We start from the raw sequence: 13,425 nt of genomic DNA, 5'->3' as shown, positions 1-13,425 counted from the left end.
CGGATATCCGGCGGACATGATGGAGCCGCCCTCAGGTCGCGCGCGAGATATAGCCCGTCCGGTTCATTTCGTTCTCGTCCACCACCGTCGCCATCGGCGCGGTCAGTTCATAGACATAGCTGACATCGGTGAAGTATCGCTTCGAGGTACCACCGAGCGCCTCGGGGGCGACGCGGTCGAGCAGCACGATACCGAAATCGCTCTCGGGCCGGCGCGTCGCAACACTGGTGTTGAACTCCTCCCAGTGGAATTTGAAAATCGCATGTGGCTCCTCGCCGGAGACCGTCCAGTTCGCCACGATATGCGGATGCTTGCCGACCAGCGACAGGCCCTCGTCCGAATGCGAGGCCAGTTCGAAAAACAGCAGCGACAGGCTCTGCGCCGCGCGCGCCGAAACCGTGATGTCGGGCCCATCGAGCGCAATGCGGTCGCCGTGCGGAATCGCGCGTGAATCGAACAAACCCTTGAGTTTCACGCCCTGCCACTGACTGTCGCTCAGCAGCGTGACGACATTCGACATCGCATGAATGCGGCCGATCAGCAGTTCGCGCGCACTGTCGATGTCGGAGCCATGGCGCAATGTTCGCGTCACGATCGACTGGATCACCGCGAGGATATTCTTGACGCGATGATTGAGCTCGTCGATCACCGCCGTGAGCCTGCGCTCGAACCCGATCCGGGTCTGGATTTCCCGGCTGAGGCGCACGTTGTTGTAAGAGACGTAGCCGAACAGCGAACAGAGCACGACCGTCACCGCGAGGCCGATCAGGCCAGCAACAAAAGCATGATTGAGCGCACGCTGCATGGTGTCGGTCTTGGGATAATAGTCCAGCGCCCACTGCCGGCCGCCGAACAGGATCTTGCGGACCTCGGGCCGGTTTTCTTCCGGTCGCGCCGCCGCCGTCACCACCTCGCCGTTATTATCGAGCACGAGTTCGCCGCCCTTAGCGCGGGGATCCCGCAACGCCACGGAAAACAGCGAAAGATCGTCATTTCCGAGCATCAGCGACAGCCGGTATGACGTGGTGATGAAGCCGATCGGGGATTTCGTACCCTGCTTCACAACCGGCACGGCCAGAGCCACACCCAAGGAGCCACCCACCGGCGACAAAATCAGCGGATCGGATGCTTCCGGCTCACCTGTTTCGGCTGCCTTCGCCAGCGTGGGCCCGATCACCGGATGCTGGTCGTAAGCACGGCCCGGCAGCTTCAACGTGTTGTCGTCCTGCGGCTCGACATCCATCAGCACATCGACGCCTTTCGCTGCCGCGGCGGCGTCGAGCGGCGCATCGTTGAAATTCCGAATCTGCGGATTTTTGAAACCGGCTCTTTTCAATTCAGCTTCGGCGAGCGGGAAATCGGACGGCATCAAATGCGCGATCCAGCCCGTCACTACGAAATTGGTCTTGAAGGTGTAGATCGAGGGACGCAGCGGCTGCAACGCGTTCGAGGAAATCGCCGTCGAGGGCTGGAAAGCGCCCGCCGACACGCGCGCCAGAACCTCGCGTTCGCTCAACCGTTCCTGAACGAGGCCGGCGTGAGCATCGATCTGGCGCGTCAGCGCGGCGCGGTCGATGACGCCTTCCTGCTCATAGATACGATAGGACACCAGCCCGGAGACCAGTATCCCGATGATGGCGAGAAGCCCGATGAAAAAACCAACCCGGAGCACGCTTATCGACTCGATACAAAGATTTGCCGAAGACGATTCAAGATGACTGCAACTCCTCCGGATTCAGGGCAGATAAAAAACGGCCCAGCGCGGCCGGGCCAATCCAAAATAACAATGAACCGTCTATCGAAACTTACTGACGCGGAGCCGGCAAACCGAAAGAACGTCAAGCCACACCCTGGCCAATAGTTCCTGCCGCCCAATCCCGCAAACCGCCATCGACCACGCGCTGCTGACTCCCGGCGTTGTCCTCGGGGCTGGCAAACTCCGTTCCGGAAGCGCGACAGCCGATTGGTTAAGATTTCGACAAAAAAAGCCAGCAAAATCAATGCATGACAACCGTCATGAGCCCCGCCACGATGATGAACAGCCCAAGCAGGATCATGGCGAGTAAGAACTCGCCGTAATCTATGGATTTCTTTTGGACCCTCAGCCACATGCATGCTCAACGGGCGACCCTTTCGAGCGTTCCGTCCAAAGAGGGGGATTAGCCTATTGGATCATGCGGTTGGGGACAGCGAGGGCCCCAATGGGCCGCCCAGGGGCGGAACATTCCGCCGCGTTCGCTTGATTTTAACCTTGAAAGCGCCGTCTTCGTGCTTCATAGACTTGCCCACGACCTTGAGAATCGTCAGGTCTTTGCGAGCCGCGTGTTCGGATCCGTTTACGGTTTCTGGCTTGCCTTCTTTCAGCTAACCGAACCGACGCCCCAAACACGCGGGTGTCTCCGACACCCGAGCGCCCCCGAGGTCCAAGAAGACCGCCGGGCTCGCCCTTTGATTCATACAGAAAGCTTCACTTGACCTCCTTTCAGGATTTCGGCCTCGCCGATCCCATCTCACGCGCCCTCCGCGAAGAGAATTACGTCACCCCCACCCCAATCCAGGCCCAGACCATCCCGATCGCGATCACCGGGCGCGACGTCGTCGGCATCGCCCAGACCGGCACCGGCAAGACCGCCTCGTTCGCGCTGCCGATCCTGCACCGGCTTCTGGAGAACAGGGTCCGTCCGCAGCCCAAGACCTGCCGCGTGCTGGTGCTCAGCCCGACCCGCGAACTGTCCGGGCAGATCCTCGACAGCTTCAACGCTTATGGCCGCCACCTGCGGCTGAGCGCGGCGCTCGCCATCGGCGGCGTGCCGATGGGCCGTCAGGTCCGCGCCATGATGCAGGGCGTCGAGGTCCTGGTGGCAACTCCCGGCCGCCTGCTCGACCTCGTTCAGGGCAATGCCGTCAGGCTCAACCAGGTCGAGTTTCTCGTCCTCGACGAAGCCGACCGCATGCTCGACATGGGCTTCATCAACGACATCCGCAAAATCGTCGCCAAGCTGCCCGTAAAGCGCCAGACGCTGTTCTTCTCGGCCACCATGCCCAAGGACATCGCCGAACTCGCCGAGCACATGCTGCGCGATCCGGCACGCGTCGCGGTCACGCCGGTGTCCTCCACCGCCGAGCGCATCACCCAGCGCATCATCCAGCTCGATCACAGCGCCAAGCCGGCCACGCTTTCGGAACTGCTGAAATCAGAGCCGGTCAACCGGGCGCTGGTGTTCACCCGCACCAAGCACGGCGCCGACAAGGTCGTGCGCGGTCTCGTCAAGGCCGGGATCCCCTCGGAGGCGATCCACGGCAACAAATCGCAGAACCATCGCGAGCGCGTGCTGGCCTCGTTCCGCAATGGCGACATCCGCACGCTGGTCGCAACCGACATCGCCGCTCGTGGCATCGACGTCGACGGCATCACCCATGTCTTCAATTTTGACCTGCCGAACATCCCGGAAACCTACGTCCACCGCATCGGCCGCACGGCGCGCGCGGGTGCCGACGGCACCGCGATCTCGCTCGTGGCGGGTGAGGAAAATACTTACCTGCGCGACATCGAGCGGTTGATCCGCGTAACCCTTCCCCGCGAGGACCGGCGTACCGGCAAACACGAAACTGCAAGTCAGCCCTCCGCACAGCCGCGCAAGAACTATCGCGGCGGCGGCCAAGGACATCAGGGACAGGGCAAGGGGCGCGGTAACCAGGGACACGGCAAGGGGCGATCTTTTGAGGCGTCCGACCACTCCCATGCCGATGGCGCCCCCGGATCCCGCGGGCCGCAGCGCCGGCGGCGGCATCCCGGCCATGGTGTCAGTCCCGGCGCGAACCCCGGCTCCCATCACGATCCGGCAGCCACTCCCCGCGCCGAACAGGGGAAACATGAACGAACTCGGCCGTCGCAAGCCGGCCAGGGAAGCGGTATACAGGGCGTCGCCTTCCTCCACCGTGGCAGCGCACCTGCGCGCACCGCATCACAACCTAATCGCAATCGGCGCCCGCAGCGCTGAACTGATCCGGAGACGTTTATGGCCAAAGAAGAACTGATCCAATTTGAGGGATTGGTGACCGAAATCCTCCCCGACGCGCGCTATCGCGTCCAGTTGGATGCCGGGCATGAAATCGTTGCCTACACTGCAGGCAAAATGAAGAAGAACCGCATCAAGACCCTGGCGGGCGATCGCGTGACAATCGAGATGTCACCCTACGATCTGGAAAAGGGCCGCCTGATTTTCCGCCACAAGGACGAGCGCCCGGCCGGCGCGCCGCGCCCCGCGGCGCCGCGCGGTGGTCAATTCCGCCGCCGCTGACCGCGCTTTTGCATACCCTGAAACCTGCCTCCCAAAAACGTCGGGGGGCAGGATTGTTTTGGGGGCTTCTTTCGAATAATATCGCCCAATCGAATTTCGGCCGGACGACAATAGCTATCCCCGGTATAGCCGGTTAGCGCTGACGACCTCTTCCAAATTTCGATCTCACCAACCCGTGGCGACACGGGTTATTAGACATCTACTTGAGAGGAACTACCCACGTGAGCATGGGAACAGTGAAGTGGTTTAACGCGACCAAGGGCTACGGCTTCATTCAGCCGGATGATGGTGGCAACGACGTGTTCGTCCACATCAGCGCCGTTGAACGCGCTGGCCTCGGCACGCTGCGCGAAGGCCAGAAGATCAGCTACGAAATCGTTGCCGATCGCCGTTCGGGCAAGTCGTCTGCCGATAATCTTCGCGCGGCCGGTTAAAACCGATCTCGCCGATATTTCGGTGATCTATTAAGGCCGCGCTCTGCGCGGTCTTTTTAGTTTGACGGCCTTTAACTTGATGACTTGAGGCCTGTGAGGCGCGCGTGAATCGCGCTCCACTCAGTTACAAACCGGAGCTGAGGGATAAGCCACCGAGTCCGTCTGCCGCGGGCGGGTGAAGGTTCTATCGCTCAGATGGAATGTCGGTGGCGTGAAGCTCCCGCCGTTCATTCCGGCAGCCGGTGTATAATCGTAAGCCACCTCGCTCATGATGAGATAGGTGCCTCCGATAGCGATGCCGCTGGGGACGAGCGTGGTCACCACCTCGTTGCAGCCGCGCGCCGATGTGTTCGACGCCTTGCTCCACTTGACCTTGGCGATCCCGTTGGTGTCGATGAAAACCTGCGAGATCTTTGCCTGCACCGGAGCGTTGGAATAAGGCGCCATCACCGCAGACGATATATTGAATGCATTGCTGAGGTCCGTATCGGTGATTGATGTTGCCTGCGAAATCAGGTCGGACAGCGTACGCGTCAGGATGATGACCTTGCGGTCGACGGCAACCCCAGTCGACACTTCGATCGTTCCGAAAAACAGCATCAGAACGATGGGGAGAATGACGGCGAACTCCACGGCCGCTACAGCGCGTACATCGCGCACCAACCTGCACGCATTCAACCGTTCAGCCATTCGATAAAGCGACATTCGCATGATTCCAGATCGCACTATGGCTCGACACGAAACGCCGTCGTCGAAGATATAAGCCGCTTGTCAGCTCCGATATTCGCCAGCGAGAAACCGAGGTTCGTGATCAGGAGCGGCCATTTGTAAAACGTCCGCACCACGACAATGCTGGCGCTCCCTGCAGCCGGCGGCTGATAGGTGAAATTGTTGGTGGCGTTTCCTGCTCCATCGAACAGTGTCGGCACAGTGAAAGCATCGCCGGCGGGATAGGCTCGCACGTCGAGGTAGATGCCGCTGCATGTCAGCAGGAATTGAACCCTGCCGCACAGATTGTCGTGAATCTGTTCGGCAGTCATCTGCTGGTCTTGCGCCTGATGCGTCAAAAGCAGGCGCGCGGTGTCCTGCGTACCTGTTTCGAGAACTTGCGTGGCAAAGAACATCATCGCGACTTCGACGATCGCGAACAGCAATGCGAAAAACAGCGGCGCGACCATAGCAAATTGAACCGCCGCGCTGCCCCTCCGGTTCATACCAAAGCGGCGGAAAACATCCCTCAGGTGCAGCGTGCGCGGCGACGGCGCGGGCATCGTGTTATCCTCAGTCGGGCCATTAAATAGCTACCGCCGAGACTAACCGACAGAGATTGTCGAATGCTTGCGCCCGATCCGGACAAGGCAAGGGGCACGGTTAAGAAAATGGTAACCAGTTTCTTCCGGAACTGTGAAAGAGCGGCGTTAGCCGCCATCGCTGCTGCGCTTCTTGCACGACGTCGAGCAATTATAGGTTTCACGCTCGCCGCCGCCCCGATAGACCGTAATCAGTTTCTCGTCGCTCGCATCCTCGACCTTGCCGGGCTTATTGGCATCGACGAGGCTGCGCAGGGCAAGCGACAGCGTTCCGCTCTGCCGGGAACGTGCCAGCGTTTCTGCCTGGGCCGGCTTGAGCTCCAGCGTCGCGGTCTTGCCGACGACGACCTTCTGGCCGTTCTTTTCCTCGACCGTCTGGTCGATCGCGAGGACCCGCACATCGCTCAGGATGATCTCCGAGCTGACGCTCTCACCATTTCCCTCACGGCTCTTCTGGCGGCGGGACAGCAACACATCGACGTGATCGTTGGGCAGGATAAAGCCACCAGCGCCGGTTTCCGGCGAGATTTCCGTCGAGATCGCCCGCATGCCGCTCGGCAAAATGGCCGCCATGAAGCCCGAGCCATTCGCCTTCACCAGCTTGGTTTCGCGGATCGGTTCGCCGGCAAGGAAGGGCGAGCGCACGATCGAACCGGTCATATCCTTGATAGCGTCGGCGCGTTCACTCTTCTTGACGAAGCTCGAGCTTGCCGTCGCGGCGGGCCAGGACTGCCACTTCATGTCATCGGCGGTGATGGTCTGGCCAAGCGGGATATCGCTCTTTGCCACCAGCACATCCGTGGTTTCCAGTTGCGGCACCGGAGCAGCGACACGGGGCGCCGGCTTCTGATCCGATCCACTGGCGAGGAAGGCTGCAACGCCACCGGCGCTGACGGCAATGGCCAGCACCACAACACGCGCGGTGTTCATCTGCTTACTCTCTTACGCAACTGTACAGGGGCCTAAAGACGACCCGGTATGGCAAATCTGACGTTAATTGATGAATGAACTGCAAATATTCAATGATGTATTGGCCGCAACGAAATTCCCAACGACACTTCGTCTCTTATTTTCTCAATTTTCATGCATCAATTCAGCGCCATTCAAATGCGATACATTGGTTTAACGCCGCATTTACCGTGTGCAAGAAGAGCCTGATACAGGCGACTTTCCGCAATCGAATTAACTGCGATGCAATTCCTCGATTTTAGTCTCGCGCTTGGCCTCGGTGCCCACCCGCTCCGGATGGACCAACTGAAACAGACAGCCACGTAAATACATTTTATGGAGTCTCCAATGACCAACCTGCTCGCTCGCTTCGTCAAGGACGAATCCGGCGCCACCGCTATCGAATACGCGCTGATCGCCGCCGGCATTTCCGTCGTCATCATCGGCGCTGTGCAGACTCTCGGCAGCACGCTGAACGGCGTTTTCACGAACATCAACGGCAAGCTGGCCGGCAACTAATAAGCCTCCAAGGATGCAGCAAAGGCTTCGGGAAACCGAAGCCTTTTTGCGTCCGCGTAACGCATGACACCGCGGAATCTCGACGTGAAAGTCCAGCCGGCGCCGCGCCATCAGGGCACAAGCCTGTTCCAGCGCACGACAGTTGCGCACGATCTGGAAGGGCTATTGCTCATCTGCGCCGGGCTCGGCTTGGCCTGCGTGATTCTTGCTTTCAGAATCCTAAGCGTTTGGTGATTGTTCACGTCTGACATCTAGTCTTCGCGAGAACGCTCCGAACAATCTGCGAGACGCCATGCTGCTGGACCTAGCGCGCCTGTTTCTGTTTCCCGCGCTGATGGCGTTTGCCGCTGCCAGCGACCTTCTCACCATGACCATTTCCAACCGCGTATCGCTGCTGCTGATCACGGGGTTCTTCGCTCTCGCCATCGTCACTGGAATGGGCTGGGAGGCGATCGGCTGGCATGCTCTCGCCGGGCTGAGCGTCCTCATGATTGCCTTTGCCTGCTTTGCGTTCGGCTGGATCGGCGGCGGCGATGCCAAGGTGGCGGCCGCTACCGCGCTGTGGTTCGGATTCGGCTATCTGCTCGATTATCTTCTGCTCGCATCGGTGCTCGGCGGCGTTCTCACCCTGGCGATCTTACAGTTCCGCAACTGGACGCTGCCGACCTGGCTCCTGGGTCAAGATTGGCTGGTGAGACTCCATGGCAAGGACACCGGCATCCCCTACGGCATTGCCCTCGCCGCCGCGGCGCTTCTGATCTATCCGGACACGGACTGGACTAGGGCGGTTGATCTGTTCCAACTCGCAATGCGGTGAGCCGCGACGGCGAGCGATAAAGCTTCCATTAACCCGATTTAGATACGCCTCATTAACCATGCTTTGACGAATAACTGGTCAAATCCCCTCACAGCGACAGAGCCGTCGCCGCGTGATGTGGAAAGTGAAGCGTATGAAGACCGCCCCCTTGATTGCCCGCGCTCTGTCGTTCGTGGCCGTCTCCGCTCTCATTCTTAACTCATCCCTTTCGCCTGTTCTGGCAACGGACTACCAGGTCGCCTCCGCCAGTACCTCATCCGCGGATTCGTTGAACGCAAGATCGCTGAGGCTCGGCATCAGCAAGTCGCTGGTCGTCGACCTGCCGCGCGACGTCAAGGACGTCCTGGTGGCGGACCCAAAAATCGCCAACGCGGTCGTGCGCTCGTCCCGGCGCGCCTACATCATCGGCGCCGCCGTCGGCCAGACCAACATCATCTTCTTCGACGCCGACGGCCAGCAGATGGCCGCTTACGACGTTGCCGTGACCCGTGATCTCAACGGCATCCGCACCGCGATCCATCAGGCCTTGCCACAATCCGACATCCAGGTCGAAGGCCTGGGCGATGGCGTGGTGCTGACCGGCAGCGCCGCCAACCAGGCCGAAGCGCAGCAGGCTTACGAACTCGCCGCGCGCCTGATCGGCGGTCCCTCCAAGGCCAACGATCTCGTCGTCAACAACATCACGGTTCGCGGCCGCGACCAGGTGATGCTGAAAGTCACCGTCGCGGAAGTCCAGCGCAACATCGTCAAACAGCTCGGCGTCGATCTGAGCGGTAAATTCAGCTACGGCACGGCCGTGGTGGATTTCAACAATGCCAACCAGTTCAGCGCGCTCGGCCACGCGCTGGCGCCCGATAATGCGATTTCCACGTCGTTCGGCTCCGCGCCTTCGGTGAAAGCGACATTGCGTGCGATGGAAAGCGCAGGCGTGGTCCGCACCCTCGCAGAACCGAATTTGACCGCTATTTCCGGTGAAAGCGCCACGTTCATCGCAGGTGGCGAATTCCCGATTCCCACTGGCATCACCTGCCAAACGGCAGCCGGCACCTCAAGCAATTGCCAGCCTTCCATCGCCTTCAAGAAATTCGGCATCTCACTGAACTTCACACCGGTCGTGCTGACCGAAGGCCGAATCAGTCTGCGGGTCATGACCGAGGTCTCGGAAATATCGAACGACAATTCGCTCACGGTCAGCGGCATGACGATTCCTTCCATTAAAACCCGCCGCGCCGAAACCACGCTCGAAATTCCCTCGGGCGGCTCGATGGCGATGGCCGGCCTCATCCAGGAGCAGACCAAGCAGGCGATCAACGGCCTGCCGGGCCTCGCGCAGCTGCCGGTGCTCGGCACGCTGTTCCGCAGCCGCGATTTCATCAACAACCAGACCGAACTGATGGTGCTGGTGACCCCCTACGTGGTGCGCGCCGTGGCACAGAAGGATCTGTCGCGGCCTGACGACGGTTTCGCTTCGGCATCGGACCCGCAGACCGTCCTGCTCGGCAACATCACCCGTATCTATGGTGTGCCGCGCCGCGAAGGCCAGGCCAGCAGCAACTATCGCGGCAAGTACGGCTTCATTACCGATTAAGGTTGGACAGGATTTCGATCATGAGCAAACGCGTATCCAACCTCTCCTCCACCACGGCTATGGCCGCACTGGCGCTGGTGAGCCTCACCATGCTCGGCGGGTGCATGCACAGCCAGGAAGCCGAGATCGTGACCGGCTCGCTACCCGACGACTACCGGCTGCGCCACCCGATCGTCATTCAGGAAGCCAGCAAGACGACGGAGATTTTTGTCGGCCATGCGCGTGGCGGACTGACGACGGCGCAGCGCGCCGATATCGTCGGACTCTCCCAGTCGTGGCTCAGCGAAGGCACCGGGGCCATTACGATCGACGTTCCGACCGGCACGCCGAACGCGCAGGCCGCAAGCGTGACGGTTCGCGACATCCAGAACATTCTGGCCGCCGCCGGCATTCCGCCGAAAGGGATCAGGGTCATGCCCTATCACCCGAACGATCCGCGCCAATTCGCGCCGGTTCGCGTGCGTTATGCGCGAATCATTGCGGATGCTGGCCCCTGCGGACTCTGGCCGGAAGATCTTGGCCCCTCGGTCAAGAACAAGTCCTATTTCGAGAACCGCTCCTACCAGAATTTCGGCTGCGCCTATCAGCGCAACATGGCCGCGATGGTCGCCAATCCGGCAGATCTCGTTCAGCCGCGCGCGGAGACCCCGCCGAATTCGGCGCGCCGCACCGAAGCTTTCGCCAAGTATCGCAACGGACAGACGACTGCGACCGATTACCCCGAGGCCGAAAAAGCCAAACTCAGCACGGTAGGCAAATGATCAGTTACGCGCGTCAGGGCGAGCAGAACGACGAGACCAGTCAGGCGGCGGTGGAGGAGCATATCGCTCCTGCGCCGCGCGTGTCCGTGCAGGCGTTCTGCGAAACCGTCGAGACCGCCGCTGCCGTGCAAGCAGCGTGCGAAGACCGGCGGCTTGCCAAGGCACATCTCAAGATTCAGATGGGAGGCATGGCCGCCGCGATCGAGGCCTATCGCACAGCGCCAACACCCAACGTCATTCTTCTCGAGACCGAGAGCGAGACGGGAATCCTGTCCGGCCTCGACCAGCTTGCAGCGGTTTGCGACGCAGGCACGCGCGTTGTCGTCATCGGCCGCATCAACGATGTCACGCTCTATCGCGAACTCGTGCGACGTGGCGTCAGCGATTACGTGATCTCGCCTGTCGGCCCGCTCGATATCGTGCGCTCGGTCTGCAACCTGTTCACGACCCCGGAAGCCAAGGCCGTCGGCCGCATCATCGCCGTCGTCGGCGCCAAGGGCGGCGTTGGCGCCTCCACCATCGCTCACAATGTCGCCTGGGCGATCGCCCGCGACCTGGCGCTGGATGCGGTGGTTGCGGACCTCGACCTCGCCTTCGGCACGGCCGGGCTCGACTACAATCAGGACCCGCCGCAGGGCATCGCCGATGCTGTGTTCTCGCCGGATCGCGTCGACACCGCCTTCCTCGATCGCCTGCTGTCGAAATGCACGGACCACCTCAACCTGCTCGCGGCACCCGCCACGCTCGACCGGGTCTATGATTTCGGCAACGACGCCTTTGACGCGATCTTCGACACGCTGCGCACCACCATGCCCTGCATCGTCCTCGACGTTCCGCATCAGTGGTCCGGCTGGACCAAGCGCGCACTTGTTGGAGCCGACGACATCCTGATCGTGGCTGCGCCGGACCTCGCCAATCTGCGCAACACCAAGAACATGTTCGACACGCTGAAGGCCGCCCGCCCGAACGACCGCGCGCCGATCTATTGCCTCAATCAGGTCGGGATTCCGAAGCGACCCGAGATCAAGGCCGGAGAATTTGCCAAGGCCATCGAGAACGACCCGATCGTTTCGATTCCGTTCGAACCGCAGATTTTCGGGTCCGCCGCTAACAACGGTCAAATGATCGCGGAAATCTCGGCCAATCACCGGACCGCCGAGATGTTCCTGCAGATCGCGCAGCGCCTCACCGGCCGCGGCGACTCCAAGAAATCAGGTCACTCATTTTTAGCCCCCCTTCTCGGAAAGTTGCGCCGGAAATAATCTGGCTTGAGGTAGAGCGTGTTTGGCAAGCGTAGCGGAGTAGACACGGACTTCCGGCCCGGAAGCGCCGTCGTAAAGCCGGCGGAGCCTGCGGCGGCGGCCCCGCGCGCGCCGGTCATCGACGTGCCGAAAGCGGCAGCACCTCCGCTGGCGCCCGCGCGATCAGCTCCACCGCCTGTCAACGAGTCACGCCGCTCCGAGAGCTATTATCAGGTCAAGGCGACGATTTTCGGCGCGCTGATCGAAGCGATCGACCTTGCCCAGCTCGCCAAGCTCGATGCCGAGTCGGCGCGTGAGGAAATCCGCGACATCGTCAACGAGATCATCGCGATCAAGAACATCGTGATGTCGATCGCCGAGCAGGAAGAACTGCTCGACGACATCTGCAACGACGTGCTGGGTTACGGCCCGCTGGAACCATTGCTCGCCCGCGACGACATCGCCGACATCATGGTCAACGGCGCCGGCACGGTGTTCATCGAAGTCGCCGGCAAGATCCAGAAGACCGGGATTCGCTTCCGCGACAACCAGCAGCTCCTCAACATCTGCCAGCGCATCGTGAGCCAGGTCGGCCGCCGCGTCGACGAATCCTCCCCGATTTGCGACGCCCGCCTCGCCGACGGCTCCCGCGTCAACGCGATTGTGCCGCCGCTCGCCATCGACGGTCCCGCGCTCACCATCCGCAAGTTCAAGAAGGACAAGCTGACGCTCGACCAGCTCGTTAATTTCGGCGCGATCTCGCCGGAAGGCGCGCAGATCCTGCAGATCATCGGCCGCTGCCGTGCCAACGTGCTGATCTCCGGCGGCACCGGCTCCGGCAAAACCACGCTGCTGAACTGCCTGACCAACTATATCGACGAAGACGAGCGCATCATCACCTGCGAAGACGCGGCCGAACTGCAGCTCCAGCAGCCGCATGTCGTGCGCCTTGAAACCCGCCCGCCGAACATCGAGGGCGAGGGTCAGGTCACCATGCGCGATCTCGTCAAGAATTGTCTGCGTATGCGCCCCGAACGCATCATCGTCGGCGAAGTCCGCGGACCCGAGGCGTTCGATCTGTTGCAGGCGATGAACACCGGCCATGACGGCTCGATGGGAACGCTGCACGCCAACAACCCGCGCGAAGCTCTTTCCCGCTGCGAATCCATGATCACGATGGGCGGCTATTCACTGCCCTCGCGCACCATCCGCGAAATGATGTGTGCCTCGATCGATGTCATCGTCCAGGCCGCCCGCCTGCGCGACGGCTCCCGCCGCATCACGCACGTCACCGAGGTGATGGGTATGGAAGGCGACACCATCATCACCCAGGATATTTTCGTCTACGACATCACGGGCGAGGATATCAACGGCAACATCATCGGCCGGCATCGCTCGACCGGCATCGGACGTCCGCGCTTCTGGGATCGCGCGCGCTACTATGGTGAGGAAAAGCGGCTCGCCGCGGCGCTCGACGCGGCGGAAGCGCCAGATCCAACACGGTAA

Annotated in this window: 13 protein-coding genes; 9 read left to right on the top strand and 4 right to left on the bottom strand. The window is 61.2% G+C overall.

What is annotated here, in order from left to right:
- Positions 1-31: 31 nt before the first annotated feature.
- Complete coding sequence (locus AC1RNA_RS06165) at positions 32-1,672, bottom strand: CHASE domain-containing protein (protein WP_492950496.1); 1,641 nt, start codon at positions 1,670-1,672, stop codon at positions 32-34.
- A 799-nt stretch (positions 1,673-2,471) separates the two neighbouring features.
- Here AC1RNA_RS06165 and AC1RNA_RS06160 point away from each other — a divergent pair.
- The 3 genes from AC1RNA_RS06160 (at position 2,472) to AC1RNA_RS06150 (ending at position 4,735) form a co-directional block, all read left to right on the top strand.
- Positions 2,472-4,001 (top strand): DEAD/DEAH box helicase, encoded by a 1,530-nt coding sequence (locus AC1RNA_RS06160; protein WP_492950495.1) that lies wholly within the window; start codon positions 2,472-2,474, stop codon positions 3,999-4,001.
- Positions 4,002-4,019: 18 nt separating this feature from the next.
- On the top strand, positions 4,020-4,301 hold the full coding sequence (infA, locus tag AC1RNA_RS06155) for a translation initiation factor IF-1 (RefSeq protein ID WP_492950494.1): 282 nt from the start codon (positions 4,020-4,022) through the stop codon (positions 4,299-4,301).
- A 221-nt stretch (positions 4,302-4,522) separates the two neighbouring features.
- Positions 4,523-4,735 carry a cold-shock protein gene (locus tag AC1RNA_RS06150; protein ID WP_002714433.1) on the top strand — a complete coding sequence of 71 codons (213 nt, stop codon included), beginning with the start codon at positions 4,523-4,525 and terminating at the stop codon, positions 4,733-4,735.
- 120 nt (positions 4,736-4,855) lie between these two features.
- On the opposite strand, the gene AC1RNA_RS06145 is transcribed toward AC1RNA_RS06150, so the two are convergent.
- From AC1RNA_RS06145 to cpaB, 3 genes are all read right to left on the bottom strand, one after another.
- Complete coding sequence (locus AC1RNA_RS06145; protein WP_492950493.1) at positions 4,856-5,395, bottom strand: TadE/TadG family type IV pilus assembly protein; 540 nt, start codon at positions 5,393-5,395, stop codon at positions 4,856-4,858.
- Between the two features lie 65 nt (positions 5,396-5,460).
- Positions 5,461-6,006, bottom strand: coding sequence for a TadE/TadG family type IV pilus assembly protein (locus AC1RNA_RS06140; protein ID WP_492950492.1), 546 nt, complete (start codon positions 6,004-6,006; stop codon positions 5,461-5,463).
- 147 nt (positions 6,007-6,153) lie between these two features.
- Positions 6,154-6,975, bottom strand: coding sequence for a Flp pilus assembly protein CpaB (gene cpaB / locus AC1RNA_RS06135; protein WP_009337605.1), 822 nt, complete (start codon positions 6,973-6,975; stop codon positions 6,154-6,156).
- 366 nt (positions 6,976-7,341) lie between these two features.
- On the opposite strand from cpaB, the gene AC1RNA_RS06130 reads away from it, so the two are divergent.
- The 6 genes from AC1RNA_RS06130 (at position 7,342) to AC1RNA_RS06105 (ending at position 13,425) form a co-directional block, all read left to right on the top strand.
- Positions 7,342-7,512, top strand: coding sequence for a Flp family type IVb pilin (locus AC1RNA_RS06130; RefSeq protein WP_492950491.1), 171 nt, complete (start codon positions 7,342-7,344; stop codon positions 7,510-7,512).
- Positions 7,513-7,804: 292 nt separating this feature from the next.
- Entirely contained in the window at positions 7,805-8,329 is a 525-nt protein-coding gene (locus AC1RNA_RS06125; RefSeq protein ID WP_492950490.1) for an A24 family peptidase, read from the top strand.
- 133 nt (positions 8,330-8,462) lie between these two features.
- A complete protein-coding gene (locus tag AC1RNA_RS06120) occupies positions 8,463-9,917 on the top strand; it encodes a type II and III secretion system protein family protein (RefSeq protein ID WP_492950489.1) in 1,455 nt (484 codons plus the stop codon).
- 20 nt (positions 9,918-9,937) lie between these two features.
- Positions 9,938-10,678 carry a CpaD family pilus assembly protein gene (locus AC1RNA_RS06115; RefSeq protein ID WP_492950488.1) on the top strand — a complete coding sequence of 247 codons (741 nt, stop codon included), beginning with the start codon at positions 9,938-9,940 and terminating at the stop codon, positions 10,676-10,678.
- The gene (locus tag AC1RNA_RS06110; RefSeq protein ID WP_009337611.1) at positions 10,675-11,940 is read left to right on the top strand and encodes a CpaE/TadZ family protein; all 1,266 of its coding nucleotides are present in this window, start codon (positions 10,675-10,677) and stop codon (positions 11,938-11,940) included. The genes AC1RNA_RS06115 and AC1RNA_RS06110 overlap by 4 nt, the downstream gene beginning before the upstream one ends.
- 18 nt (positions 11,941-11,958) lie before the next feature.
- Positions 11,959-13,425, top strand: a complete 1,467-nt coding sequence (locus tag AC1RNA_RS06105; protein ID WP_492950487.1) for a TadA family conjugal transfer-associated ATPase — start codon at positions 11,959-11,961, stop codon at positions 13,423-13,425.

The sequence above is a fragment of the Afipia sp. GW821-FHT14H12 genome (genome assembly GCF_058803465.1).
The sequence above is the reverse complement of the archived record's forward strand: the minus strand, read 5'-3'. Positions and strand labels throughout refer to the sequence as shown.